The organism is Pseudomonas paraeruginosa, from assembly GCF_003025345.2.
GTDB classification, from domain to species: Bacteria; Pseudomonadota; Gammaproteobacteria; order Pseudomonadales; family Pseudomonadaceae; genus Pseudomonas; species Pseudomonas paraeruginosa.
In genome coordinates this window covers 3,672,702-3,684,524 of the sequence record NZ_CP020560.1, presented here as the reverse complement: position 1 = coordinate 3,684,524, position 11,823 = coordinate 3,672,702, and the positions used below count along the sequence as shown (strand labels likewise).

At 65.3% G+C, this 11,823-nt stretch carries 13 protein-coding genes; 4 read left to right on the top strand and 9 right to left on the bottom strand.

Going from position 1 to position 11,823, the window contains the following annotated elements; genetic code table 11:
• Nucleotides 1-260: 260 nt before the first annotated feature.
• A complete protein-coding gene (locus B7D75_RS17400) occupies nt 261-692 on the top strand; it encodes a GlcG/HbpS family heme-binding protein (protein ID WP_012076377.1) in 432 nt (143 codons plus the stop codon).
• Between the two features lie 235 nt (nt 693-927).
• Here the strand turns inward: B7D75_RS17400 and B7D75_RS17395 are convergent, their stop codons facing one another.
• Nucleotides 928-1,578, bottom strand: a complete 651-nt coding sequence (locus B7D75_RS17395; protein WP_003087183.1) for a TetR/AcrR family transcriptional regulator — start codon at nt 1,576-1,578, stop codon at nt 928-930.
• A gap of 234 nt (nt 1,579-1,812) precedes the next feature.
• Here B7D75_RS17395 and moaA point away from each other — a divergent pair, with 234 nt between their 5' ends.
• Both moaA and B7D75_RS17385 read left to right on the top strand, forming a co-directional pair.
• Nucleotides 1,813-2,808 (top strand): GTP 3',8-cyclase MoaA, encoded by a 996-nt coding sequence (gene moaA / locus B7D75_RS17390; protein ID WP_012076376.1) that lies wholly within the window; start codon nt 1,813-1,815, stop codon nt 2,806-2,808.
• A gap of 171 nt (nt 2,809-2,979) precedes the next feature.
• A complete protein-coding gene (locus B7D75_RS17385; RefSeq protein WP_003153128.1) occupies nt 2,980-3,309 on the top strand; it encodes a low molecular weight protein tyrosine phosphatase family protein in 330 nt (109 codons plus the stop codon).
• 91 nt (nt 3,310-3,400) lie between these two features.
• Here B7D75_RS17385 and B7D75_RS17380 read toward each other — a convergent pair whose 3' ends face one another.
• The 7 genes from B7D75_RS17380 to B7D75_RS29955 form a co-directional block, all read right to left on the bottom strand.
• Entirely contained in the window at nt 3,401-4,768 is a 1,368-nt protein-coding gene (locus B7D75_RS17380) for a nucleobase:cation symporter-2 family protein (RefSeq protein WP_043100598.1), read from the bottom strand.
• Nucleotides 4,769-5,125: 357 nt separating this feature from the next.
• Nucleotides 5,126-6,397 (bottom strand): urate hydroxylase PuuD, encoded by a 1,272-nt coding sequence (locus B7D75_RS17375; protein ID WP_012076373.1) that lies wholly within the window; start codon nt 6,395-6,397, stop codon nt 5,126-5,128.
• A 48-nt stretch (nt 6,398-6,445) separates the two neighbouring features.
• Nucleotides 6,446-6,955 (bottom strand): ureidoglycolate lyase, encoded by a 510-nt coding sequence (locus tag B7D75_RS17370; protein ID WP_003150460.1) that lies wholly within the window; start codon nt 6,953-6,955, stop codon nt 6,446-6,448.
• Between the two features lie 54 nt (nt 6,956-7,009).
• Nucleotides 7,010-8,008, bottom strand: a complete 999-nt coding sequence (alc, locus tag B7D75_RS17365; protein WP_034082352.1) for an allantoicase — start codon at nt 8,006-8,008, stop codon at nt 7,010-7,012.
• A 17-nt stretch (nt 8,009-8,025) separates the two neighbouring features.
• The gene (uraD, locus tag B7D75_RS17360) at nt 8,026-8,541 is read right to left on the bottom strand and encodes a 2-oxo-4-hydroxy-4-carboxy-5-ureidoimidazoline decarboxylase (RefSeq protein WP_003150457.1); all 516 of its coding nucleotides are present in this window, start codon (nt 8,539-8,541) and stop codon (nt 8,026-8,028) included.
• Nucleotides 8,538-9,464, bottom strand: coding sequence for an allantoinase PuuE (puuE, locus tag B7D75_RS17355; RefSeq protein ID WP_012076371.1), 927 nt, complete (start codon nt 9,462-9,464; stop codon nt 8,538-8,540). The genes uraD and puuE overlap by 4 nt, the downstream gene beginning before the upstream one ends.
• Nucleotides 9,454-9,582 (bottom strand): hypothetical protein, encoded by a 129-nt coding sequence (locus tag B7D75_RS29955; protein WP_012076370.1) that lies wholly within the window; start codon nt 9,580-9,582, stop codon nt 9,454-9,456. The genes puuE and B7D75_RS29955 overlap by 11 nt, the downstream gene beginning before the upstream one ends.
• 251 nt (nt 9,583-9,833) lie before the next feature.
• Here B7D75_RS29955 and uraH point away from each other — a divergent pair, with 251 nt between their 5' ends.
• A complete protein-coding gene (gene uraH, locus B7D75_RS17350; RefSeq protein ID WP_023442822.1) occupies nt 9,834-10,214 on the top strand; it encodes a hydroxyisourate hydrolase in 381 nt (126 codons plus the stop codon).
• A gap of 232 nt (nt 10,215-10,446) precedes the next feature.
• On the opposite strand, the gene B7D75_RS17345 is transcribed toward uraH, so the two are convergent.
• Nucleotides 10,447-11,796, bottom strand: a complete 1,350-nt coding sequence (locus B7D75_RS17345) for an NCS2 family permease (RefSeq protein ID WP_003150452.1) — start codon at nt 11,794-11,796, stop codon at nt 10,447-10,449.
• Nucleotides 11,797-11,823: the final 27 nt, after the last annotated feature.

Below are 11,823 nucleotides of genomic sequence, written 5' to 3'. Positions count from 1 at the left end.
CAAGGTCAAGATGGGTTGTATACGCTGGGAAAAGCCGCTGAAATTCATTTTTATCTAATTAAAACAATAACTTAGTCTCTACGTTAGCAGGCTTATAAAACCATCGTTTGAAAAAATGTATACAAAAATATGTTCAGATTGTTCTGATGTGTTGCTTTCGGAAAGCCGGTCGGCTACTAGATTGGGTACAAATTTTCGAACGCACCCGCCTTGCGGGTGGCTTCCCGATTTCTACCCTTATCAACTCGAGAGGAACGACCATGACCACCATCAGTCTGGAAACCGCGCTGGGCATCACCCGCCAGGCGCTGGCGCTGGGGCGCGAACTGTCCACCGCGCCCCTGACCATCGCGGTGCTGGACGCCGGCGGCCACCTGGTGGCGCTGCAGCGTGAGGACGGGGCGAGCATGCTGCGACCGCAGATCGCCATCGGCAAGGCGTGGGGCGCGGTGGCCCTGGGCAAGTCGTCGCGAGTGCTGGCGGCGGACGCGCAGCAGCGACCCTCCTTTATTTCGGCGGTGAATACCCTGGCCCATGGCAACCTGGTACCGGCCCCGGGTGGAGTGCTGATTCGCAACGATAAGGCCGAGGTGGTCGGCGCGGTGGGCATCAGCGGCGACACCTCGGACATCGACGAGCAGTGTGCGATCCAGGGCGTGCTGGCGGTCGGGCTGGTGCCCGACGCCGGCTGATCGCCAGGCCCGGCCATGGCGGCCGGGCCTTTCCTCGCTTCTTCAGCTGGCGTGTGTCGCCGTCCGCCAGGGGCTGGGTGCCGTGCCGGAAGCAGGATTCCTCGGCGTGGCAGCGATGCTTGGCAACGGTTCCCAGCAGGCATCCCGGCGGCTCGGCCGCCACCGGCGTACCAGCGGTACGGGGCCAGCCTGATCCCGGCTGTTGCCAGGGCTCGACAGGCGCGCCCTGAGCGGGTCAGAGCGGCAGCGGCCGCAACCGGCCGGCGCTCTTGCCGGATTGGCCGTCGGGCGTACAGCCTTTCAGGACCAGGCGGGTGATGGTTTCCACCGCCGCGTCGTAATCGGCGTCGCTGAGCTGTTCCTTGCCGGTGACGATGGAGATCTGCCAGTCGAAATCGGCATAGGTCTGGGTCGCCGCCCAGATGGCGAACAGCAGGTGATGCGGGTCCACCGGGGCGAGCTGACCACGGTCGATCCAGGTCTGCAGGCAGGTGACGTTGCGCTGGGCCTGGGCGTTCAGTTCGTCGAGGTATTCCTTCGGCAGGTGCGGCGCGCCGTGCATGATTTCGCTGGCGAAGACCTTGGAGGCATGCGGCAGCTCGCGGGAGATGCGGATCTTCGAGCGGATGTAGGCGGGCAGGGCGAGCAGCGGGTCGTCTTCCACGCGGAACGGCGCCGATGCCTGCAGCAACGGCTCGACGATGCTCTCCAGCACGCAGCGGTAGAGGTTTTCCTTGGACTGGAAGTAGTAGTAGACGTTGGGCTTGGGCAGGCCGGCGCGGGCGGCGATGTCGCTGGTCTTGGTCGCCGCGAAGCCCTTGTCGGCGAACTCCTCGCTGGCGGCGCGGAGGATCAGGCGCTTGTTGCGCTCGCGGATGCTGGTCATCAGTCCTTGTTCTTCATTGCTGCAACGGCGGCAGGAAGCCGAAGATGGTAGCACCCGCCCGGAGCGCCCCTCAAGCAAGGTGCGAACGAGACGGAGCCCTGGAAAATCCTGACCCGCTGGTTCATTTGCGCTATACATTTTCCGCTATTTGGAGTATTCGTTGAGGGTATCGAGTCGCCCGCTCGCACTCACCCACCGAGCGCCGGGCGAGCCCCCGGAACAGAACGAGTCACCATGTCCGATTCCCGCCTGGTCGATCCCTTCGGCCGCCGCATCACCTACCTGCGCCTGTCGGTGACGGATCGCTGCGATTTCCGCTGCACCTACTGCATGAGCGAAGACATGCAGTTCCTGCCGCGCGACCAGGTCCTCAGCCTGGAAGAGCTGTACGCGGTGGCCGACGCTTTCATCGGCCTCGGCGTGCGGCGCATCCGCATCACCGGCGGCGAGCCGCTGGTGCGCAAGGGCATCGCCGGGCTGCTGGCGCGCCTCGGCCAGCGCCCCGAACTGGAAGACCTGGCGATCACCACCAACGGTTCGCAACTGCGCGAGCGTGCCGGGGAGCTGAAGGCTGCCGGCGTGCGCCGCCTGAACGTCAGTCTCGACTCGTTGCGCCGCGAGCGCTTCGCCGCCTTCACCCGCAGCGATCGCCTGGAGCAGGTGCTGGATGGCATCCAGGCCGCGCGCGAAGCCGGTTTCGAGCGGATCAAGCTGAACTGCGTGGTACAGAAGGGCCGCAACGACGACGAGATCCTCGACCTGGTCGAGTACGCCCTGGCCAACCAACTGGACATCAGCTTCATCGAGGAAATGCCGCTGGGCAGCATCACCAGCCACCGTCGCGAGCTGACCCTCTGCACCAGCGACGAAGTCCGCGCGATCATCGAGCAGCGCTGGCCGCTGACGCCGAGCCTGGCGCGCAGTGGCGGACCGTCGCGCTACTATCAGATCGGTGACGAACCCAGCCGTATCGGCTTCATCTCTCCCCACAGCAACAATTTCTGCGGCGACTGCAACCGCGTGCGGGTCACCGCCGAGGGCAAGCTGGTGCTGTGCCTCGGCCACGAAGGCGCGCTCGACCTGCGCCAACTGCTGCGCAGCCATCCCGGCGACCGCGAGCGCCTGAGCGCGGCGCTGGTGGCGGCGCTGAACCTGAAGCCGGAGCGGCATCACTTCGACGCCCAGGAGCAGGTCCAGGTGCTGCGTTTCATGAGCATGACCGGCGGCTGACGACACCTCGTAGGGCGATCACGCCAATGGCGCGATTCGCCGCCTCTTCCGCATGCCGTCCAGGCGGCCGTCTTCCGGCGGCTGGCCGGTCTCGGAAAGCGCGATGCAGCGCAGCGCCGAAGCGCAGCGAAGAGGTCATGCTGTCTGCCATGCCAGCAAAGGAAGACTTCCATGCACCGGGTCCTGTTCATCTGCAGTCGCAACCGCCTGCGCAGTCCCAGCGCCGAGCGGCTGTTCGCCGACTGGCCGGGCGTCGAGACCGATTCCGCCGGGCTGGCGGTGGACGCCGAGACGCCCCTGGAGCGGGAGCAACTGGAATGGGCGACGCTGGTCGTCGTCATGGAACGCCGTCACCGGCAGGCTCTGCTGCGCCGGCACGCCGTGGCGATGAGAGGCAAGCGCCTGGTCTGCCTGGATATTCCGGACGACTACGCCTACATGCAGGCGGAATTGCTGCAACTGCTGGAACGCAAGGCAGGGCCTTTCCTTCGGCGGGACTGAGCGGCGCGGACAACGCGCAGGAAAAAAGAAGCCGGACGAGGTCCGGCCCGAGGGAAGGGCGGGCCGTGAGTGTCGCCGGCCCGCCAGGGAGTCAGGAATGCTTGGGCGCCGGCGCGTGGCTGCCGCACAGGTGGCTGCGATCGTTGCGGCTGAGGATGTTGAACAGCAGGTTCAGCACCACTGCCCAGATCGCGGTCATGGCGATGCCGCTATGGGTGATCGGCTCCATCCACACCGGCAGGCGGGCGAAGAAGTCCGGACGTACCACCGGGACCATGCCCATGCCGATGCTCACCGCCACCAGCAACTGGTTGCGGCGGTCGGTGATGTTGGCCTCGTGGAGGATCTGGATGCCGCTGGCGGCGACCATCCCGAACATCGCTATGCCGGCGCCGCCGAGCACCGCGGGCGGGATCGAGGCGACCAGGAAGGCGGCCTTGGGCAGCATGCTGAGAAGGATCAGGAAGCCGGCGGCGGCGACCGTCACGTAGCGGCTGCGCACCCCGGTCATCTGTACCAGGCCGATGTTCTGGGCGAACGAGGAATGGGTGAAGGTGTTCATGAAACCGGCGAAGAACGAGGCGCCGGCGTCGCAGAGCAGCCCGCGGCGCAGTTCGGTCGAGGTGATCTCGCGGCCGGTGATCTTGCCCAGGGCGAGGAACATGCCGGTGGACTCGACGAAGATGATCACCACCACCAGGCACATCGAGAGGATCGGTGCCAGGTCGAAGGTCGGCGCGCCGAAATGCAGCGGGGTGACGATGTCGAACCAGGGCCGCTCGGCCAGCCCACCGAGGTCGACCATGCCCATGCCGCCGGCGATCGCATAGCCCAGGCCCATGCCCATCAGCACCGAGATATTGACCCAGAAACCGCGCATGAAGCGGTTGATCAGCAGGATGGTGCAAAGCACCAGGCTGGAGAGGAACAGGAAGTGCAGCGAGCCGAAGTCCTCCGCGCCCTTGCCGCCGCCGGCCCAGTTGATCGCCACCGGAAACAGGCACATGCCGATCGAGGTGATCACCGTGCCGGTGACCAGGGGCGGGAAGAAGCGCACGATGCGCGACATGAACGGCGCGATGAGCATGCCGAAGAAGCCGGCGGCGATGGTCGCGCCGAAGATCCCGGTGATGCCCACGCCGGGCATCCCGGCCATCGCCACCATGCTGCCGACAGCGGCGAAGCTGGCGCCCATCATCACCGGCATGCGGATACCCATCGGGCCGATGCCCAGCGACTGGACCAGGGTGGCGATGCCGGCGACCAGCAGGTCGGCGTTGATCAGGAAGGCGATTTCCTCGCGGGAGAGGCCGGCCGCCTGGCCGACGATCAGCGGTACGGCGACGGCGCCGCCGTACATCAGCAACACGTGCTGGAAGCCCACCAGCAGCAGCTGCGTCAGCGGCAGGCGCTGGTCTACGGGCGAGTCGGGGATGCGGCGATCAGTTACCACGGACATGCAACACCTCAGGCGTTTTTATTGTTGTCAGTCGCAGGCGGACACCGGAAAAGGCGGGTTCCGGCGGCCGGGTATTTCTGGCCGAACATCCACCCCAGACTTCAGGGCGGTGCGGTGGGGTGTTTTATATCGCCGTTGTGTGCTCGATTCAATCGATTTTTTGTATACAAAGTAATTTTTTGTAGTTGACCAATCGGTCGACTACAGGCTTTCCAGAGCTGCTCCCACTGTATCCACAGGAATGGCGCAGCTTGCAGGCGGAACGCCGAACGGTGTTCGACATTGGTCGGATGCCCCAGCTTCAGGCGAAAAAAAACCGCACCCGGAGGTGCGGTTCCTTTGCCTCGAGGCCAGGGCTCAGTTGATCTGGGCGCCCTTGGCGATCCAGTTGCCGATCAGGTTGCGCTCTTCCTGGGTCATCTGGGTGATGTTGCCCAGCGGCATGATCTGCGAAGCCACGGCCTGGGCCTGGATCTTCGGCGCCAGTTGCTGGATCTGCTGCGGGGTGTCGAGCATGATCCCGCCCGGCGCGGTGCTGAACAGCTGGCTGGTCGGCTTGGCCGAGTGACAGACGGTGCAGCGCTCCTGGATCACGTGGTGGACCTTGTCGAAGTCCTGGCTGCCTGCCGCCCCGGCGCTGGACGCCTGGCTGGCTGCCGGCGCTGCTTCGCCGCCGGCCGCCGCTTGCGCTGGAGCCGCCGCCGGGGCGCTGGCCAGCGGCGCGGAAGCCTGCTGGTAGTTCGGCGTGGTGACGAAGGCCAGGGCGATCATGCCCAGTGCGCCGGCGGGCAGGGCCCAGGCGAAGCGGTTGCTCTCGTGGCGGGTGTTGAAGTAGTGGCGCACCAGTACCGCGAGCACCGCGATGGCGGCCAGGATCAGCCAGTTGTACTGGCTGCCGTAGGTGCTCGGGAAGTGGTTGCTGATCATGATGAACAGCACCGGCAGGGTGAAGTAGTTGTTGTGCCGGGAGCGCAGCAGGCCCTTGGCCGGCAGCACCGGATCGGGTTCGCGGTTTTCCTCGATGGCTTTCACCAGCGCGCGCTGGGCCGGCATGATCACCCTGAACACGTTGCCGACCATGATGGTGCCGATGATCGCGCCGACGTGCAGGTAGGCGCCGCGGCCGCTGAACACCTGGGTCAGGCCGTAGGCGGCGGCGACCAGCAGGACGAACAGGACCAGGCCGAGCAGGGCGGGAGTCTTGCCCAGCGCCGAGTCGCAGAGGATGGTGTAGACGAACCAGCCGCAGATCAGCGAGCCGATGCCGATGGCGATCGCCGCCGCCGGCGCCAGGTCGCTGCCGGGAGCGATCAGGTAGAGGCTCGGGTTCAGGTAGAACACGATGGTCAGCAGGACCACTCCGGACATCCAGGTGGAATAGGCTTCCCATTTGAACCAGTGCAGGTTCTCCGGCATTTTCGGCGGGGCCAGCTTGTATTTCTCCAGGTGGTAGATGCCGCCACCGTGGATTGCCCAGAGGTCTCCGGACAGGCCTTCACGCGGGTTGCTGCGGTTGAGGTTGTTCTCCAGCCAGACGAAATAGAACGACGCGCCGATCCACGCGATCCCGACGATCATGTGAATCCAGCGCACCAGCAGGTTCAGCCATTCGATGAGATGTGCTTCCACAGTCTTGTACCTCTTGCCCTGGCCGGCGGACCGGCGGCAGGACCTCTCTTATTGGTTTGATTGGGGGTCGAGGAGGAGCTGTTCGTCCTCGGTGAAGAAATGCTCGTCGCAGTTGTTCCCTGAACCGCTGCGATCGACCACCAGGAAGTCATCCCGCTTTTCGATCGTCAGCACCGGATGGTGCCAGACGCCGCGGTGGTAATTGACGCCCTGCCTTCCGTTGGTCAGGAAGGCGCGGACGAGGCCCGGTACAGGTACATCGCCAAGTGGCGCGACCACGACCAGAAAGGGGTTGCCGAGCAGCGGGATGAAGGCCTGGCTGCCCAGCGGATGGCGTTCCAGCATGCGGATGCGCAATGGCATCTCCAGCTTCTCGGCGCTGAAGATGCTGATGATCGCGTTATCCTCCGGCTGCGCGGTCTCGACCGTGGCCAGCTTGTGATAACGGCGGGTGGAGCCGTTGTTGATCATGAAATAGTCGCTGCCTTCGGTTTCGATCACATCACCGAACGGGGCGAAGGCTTCCTTGGTCAACGGCTCGATCTTGAGAGTGCGCATACTGGTCCTGTCGATTCTGTTTGTTGTCTTCCGGGCGCACGCGGGGCCCGGGCCTCACGGTAGTTGCGGCCTGCCGAACAGGCGCAGGCGGCTGACGCCGCCGTCGGGAAAGATGTTCAGGCGTACATGGCTGACCGGGCCGAGGGCGTTGAGCTGCCGTTCGAACCGGTGTTCGTGGTGCATTTCCAGCTTCTGCGCTGGCAGCAGTTCGCGCCAGAAGAGGCTCTGCGCCTCGATCCGGGCCTCGTTTCCGCCTTCCACGAAGGCGGCCTGGATGCTGCAGCTTTCCGGATAGTTGCCCTTGAAGTGCAGGGTATCGACGACCGCCGCCTCGATACTGCCGGGATGACCGAGGGCGATGATCGCCCAGTCGTGGCCCGGTGTGCGGCGGCGGCCGGTTTCCCAGCCGTCGCCCATATTGAGCGCGCGACCGGGCTTGAGCAGGTTGACCATTGGCCCGAAGTGCTGGTCGGAGCACGCCAGCGCCCGGCCGCCGTTGATCGCCGCGGCCAGGTCGAGCGCCGTTCCCGGCGTCTGGCTGCGCCAGTCGCGGTAGGGCACGCCGTACACGCGCAGGCGGGCGATGCCGCCGTCCGGGTAGATGTTCAGGCGCAGGTGGGTCCAGGGACGCTCGTCATCTATCGCGTGGTAGTGGTGGCGATCGCCTTGCAGCTCCACGCTCGGCAGCACTTCGCTCCAGGACGTGCCGTCATCCGGATCGCCTTCGGCGCAGAAGCAGCCATCCAGGGAAGCCGCCGGCGGATGGTTGCCGGTAAAGAAGCGGGTGTCGATGTCGACGCCCTTCAGCACACCCGACACACCCAGGCGGATCACCGCCTGGTCATGGCCCTCGAAGCGCTTGCGGCGGGTTTCCCAGCCGTCCATCCACTTGCCGCTGTCGTCGAACACGCCTTCCTTCCACACCGGCTCGCCGGCCTGCAGCATGCGGCTGGCCGGGGCGAACCACTCGTCGCTGACAGCGACCACCTGGCTGCCCAGGCGCGCGTCGGCGAGGTCGAGGTAGTGGCGGAAGGGCGCGTGGTCGGCGTTCATGTTCGTCTCCGCAGGCCTCAGAGCTGCTGCAGGCGGAACAGGGCGATCTTGTTGATCTCGGCCAGCGCGGTAGCGAATTCCTCTTCGGCGGAGTGCTGGATGCGTTCCTCGAAGGCCGCCAGGATCTGGTGGCGGTTGCTGCCCTTCACCGCCTTGATGAAGGGGAAGCCGAACCTGGCCTTGTAGGCGTCGTTGAGTTCGGTGAAGCGGGCGAACTCCTCGGCGCTGCATTCGTGGATGCCGGCGCCAGCCTGCTCGGAGGTGCTGGAGGCGGTCAGTTCGCCACGGATCGCCGCCTTGCCGGCGAGGTCCGGGTGGGCATTGATCAGCGCCAGCTGGGCCTCGCGGCTGGCCGAGAGGAGAATGTCGGCCATGCGCTGGTGCAGGCCGTCGATATCGTTGAGGCTGTCGTCGACGCCCAGGTCATAGGCCTGCTCGGCGACCCAGGGGGAGTGTTCGTAGATATCGGCGAAGGCTTCGACGAAGGCCTCGCGGGACAGCGAGGCGGGAGTCAGGGTCTGGAAACGGCTCATGCCTTGCTCTCCTGGAAGGGGTGTTCACGGTGCCAATGGCGGGCGATGTCTTCGCGGCGGGCGAACCAGACCTTGTCGTGGCCCTGCGCATACTCGATGAAGCGCTCCAGGGCGGCCATCCGCGCCGGGCGGCCGATCAGCCGGCAGTGCAGGCCGATGGAGAGCATCTTCGGCGCCGTCGCACCTTCCTCGTAGAGCACGTCGAAGGCGTCCTTCAGGTACTGGAAGAACTGCTCGCCGTTGTTGAAGCCCTGCACCTGGGTGAAGCGCATGTCGTTGGTGTCCAGGGTATAGGGGATCACCAGGTGCGGTTTCGCCGCGGTGCTGGCCGGATCCCAGTAGGGCAGGTCGTCGTCGTAGGTATCGGAGTCATAGAGGAAGCCGCCTTCCTCCATCACCAGGCGCCGGGTGTTCGGGCCGGTGCGTCCGGTGTACCAGCCCACCGGACGCTGGCCGGTGAGCTCGGTGAGGATGCGGATGGCTTCGAGCATGTGCTCGCGCTCCTGGGCCTCGTCCATGTACTGGTAGTCGATCCAGCGGTAGCCGTGGCTGCAGATTTCGTGGCCGTCGGCGACCATCGCCCTGATCACCTCGGGGTTGCGCTGCGCCGCCATGGCCACGGCGAACACCGTGAGCGGCACGTTGCGTCGCTTGAACAGCCTGAGCAGGCGCCAGACCCCGGCGCGGCTGCCGTATTCGTAAAGCGATTCCATGCTCATGTGGCGCACGCCCTGCAAGGGCTGGGCGGCCACCATCTCGGAAAGGAACGCCTCGGACTCCTTGTCGCCATGCAGGACGCAGCGCTCGCCACCTTCTTCGTAGTTGAGCACGAAGGACAGGGCGATACGTGCATCGCCGGGCCAGTGAGGATGGGGAGGGTTGTTGCCGTATCCGATCAGGTCGCGTGGGTAGTCAGCGCTCACAGCCGTGTTCCTTGTTGTGGAGGGGCGGCGTACCGGGCAGGCCGGTGGGTGCCGTGATGGATTTATTGTATACAAGTTTGCCGGTGGTCTGTAAATACAATCCTTGCAGCGCCAGCATGCCACTCATCCATCGGCAAACCTGTCCATATGGTCAACTCTCGATGAGTCGAGCCCCTTCGGGTGCGGCTTGTGGAACGAATGCACGATTTCGGGGCAGGCAGCGCATTTTGTGATCGTATCGGTATTTTTGTATACAATCATTCGGAAAATAACTTATATTGCCTCGCAGGCGGCCTCCCAGCAGGCTGCAGCGAGCGGCACCGGGCCGGCCCCGGAGCGACCCCTAGAACAACGGCAAGAGGAGGAGTGGTGTCCGCCAGCGGGCGCCCGCAACCCATGGGACGTTTGACCACGCATGTACTGGATTCCGCGCACGGCTGCCCCGGCCATGGCATCAAGATCGAGCTGTACCGGGTCGAAGGCCAGCAACTGGAGCTGATCGCCACCACCCTGACCAACCATGACGGCCGCTGCGACCAGCCGGTGCTGCAGGGCGAGGATTTCCGCCCGGGGGTCTACCAGTTGGTCTTCAATGCCGGCGACTACTACCGCGCCCGCGGTGTACAGCTGCCGGAGCCGGCGTTCCTCGACCAGGTGGTGCTGCGCTTCGGCATCGCCTGCGCCGACGATCACTACCACGTGCCGCTGCTGATCTCGCCCTACAGCTATTCGACCTATCGCGGCAGCTAGGTGCGTGCCACGAAACATTGACTCCCTGAGTCCTTTTCCCTGGCCCGCCATCGAGCGGGCTTTTTTTCGTTCGCGGGAAGTGTGCCGAGGGTCGGTCATCGGCGATCTGCGGGGAACGAGGAGAGAGGCACGGTGCGGCCGGGTGGTGGATGACGCTGCGCGTCGTGCGCCCCGGGGACAACGACGGGTTCGGGGCGGATAGCCGCTTGCGGCTACCCGCCATCCGCGGGGGTCAGAGGAAGATGAACTTGGCGACGAAGATCACGAACAAGGCATAGAGGCTGGCCGAGACCTGGCGATGCTTGCCGGTGAGGACCTTCATCGCGACGTAGGTGATGAAGCCCAGGGCGATGCCGTCGGCCACCGAGAAGGTCAGCGGCATCATGATCACCGTGACGATCGCCGGGATGGTCTCGGTGTGCTCGTCCCAGTCGATGTGCGCCATCCCGCCCATCATCAGCATGGCCACGTAGATCAGCGCGCCGGCGGTGGCGAAGGCGGGAATCATCCCGGCCAGCGGGGCGAAGAACATCGCGGCGACGAACAGCGCACCGACCACCACCGCGGTGAGCCCGGTACGTCCGCCGGCGGCCACGCCCGCGGCGCTTTCCACGTAGCTGGTCACCGGCGGCACGCCGAGCGCACCGCCGAACACGCTGGAGGCGCTGTCGGCCTTCATCGCCTTCGACAGGTTCTCGATGCGCCCGTCTTCCTTCACCAGGTGCGCGCGCTGGGCGACCCCCATGAGAGTGCCTGCGGTATCGAACATGTGCACGAAGAGGAAGGCCAGGATCACGCTGATCATGCTCACGTTGAAGGCCCCGGCGATGTCCATGGCCAGGAAGGTCGGCGCCAGGCTCGGCGGCGCCGAGAACACCCCGCCGTACTCGACCAGGCCGAGGGCCCAGCCGACCAGGGTGACGCCGAGGATGCTGATCAGGATGCCGCCGAACACCCGGCGGTACTCGAGCACGGCGATCATCAGGAAGCACAGCGCCGCCAGCAGCGGGCCCGGCGAGGTGAGGTGGCCGAGCTTGATCAGGGTCGCCGGGCTGGCCACCACGATGCCGGCGGTCTTCAGGCCGATCAGGCCGAGGAACAGGCCGACCCCCGCGCCCATGGCGAACCTGAGGCTGCGGGGAATGCTGTTGAGCAGCCATTCGCGGACCCGCGAGAAGGTCAGCAGCATGAACATCACCCCGGAGATGAACACCGCGCCGAGGGCGATCTGCCAGCTGTAGCCCATGGTGCCGACCACGGTATAGGTGAAGAAGGCGTTCAATCCCATTCCCGGCGCCAGGCCCACCGGCCAGTTGGCGTACAGGCCCATCAGGAAGCAGCCGAGGGCGGCTGCCAGGCAGGTGGCGACGAATGCTGCGCCGTGGTCGATGCCGGCGTCGGCCATGATGTTGGGATTGACGAAGATGATATAGGCCATGGTGATGAAGGTGGTCAGCCCGGCCGCCAGCTCGGTCCTGACCGTCGTACCGTGCTGGCGCAGCTTGAACAGGCGTTCGAGCAGGCCGGTGGCGGGCGGTGTCGCAGCGTAGATCCCTTGTTCTTCTTGTTTGGTGCTTTCCACAGCAGGTACTCCTCATCGCTCTTGTTG

What these genes read in the sequence shown, in the direction of transcription:
- B7D75_RS17395 (WP_003087183.1), bottom strand. Translation starts at nt 1,578, where the DNA reads ATGACCAGCATCCGCGAGCGCAACAAGCGCCTGATCCTCCGCGCCGCC.
- alc (WP_034082352.1), bottom strand. Translation starts at nt 8,008, where the DNA reads ATGAACGCCGACCACGCGCCCTTCCGCCACTACCTCGACCTCGCCGAC.
- B7D75_RS17370 (WP_003150460.1), bottom strand. Translation starts at nt 6,955, where the DNA reads ATGCGCACTCTCAAGATCGAGCCGTTGACCAAGGAAGCCTTCGCCCCG.
- B7D75_RS29955 (WP_012076370.1), bottom strand. Translation starts at nt 9,582, where the DNA reads ATGCTGGCGCTGCAAGGATTGTATTTACAGACCACCGGCAAACTTGTA.
- moaA (WP_012076376.1), top strand. Translation starts at nt 1,813, where the DNA reads ATGTCCGATTCCCGCCTGGTCGATCCCTTCGGCCGCCGCATCACCTAC.
- B7D75_RS17385 (WP_003153128.1), top strand. Translation starts at nt 2,980, where the DNA reads ATGCACCGGGTCCTGTTCATCTGCAGTCGCAACCGCCTGCGCAGTCCC.
- B7D75_RS17400 (WP_012076377.1), top strand. Translation starts at nt 261, where the DNA reads ATGACCACCATCAGTCTGGAAACCGCGCTGGGCATCACCCGCCAGGCG.
- uraD (WP_003150457.1), bottom strand. Translation starts at nt 8,541, where the DNA reads ATGAGCCGTTTCCAGACCCTGACTCCCGCCTCGCTGTCCCGCGAGGCC.
- B7D75_RS17380 (WP_043100598.1), bottom strand. Translation starts at nt 4,768, where the DNA reads ATGTCCGTGGTAACTGATCGCCGCATCCCCGACTCGCCCGTAGACCAG.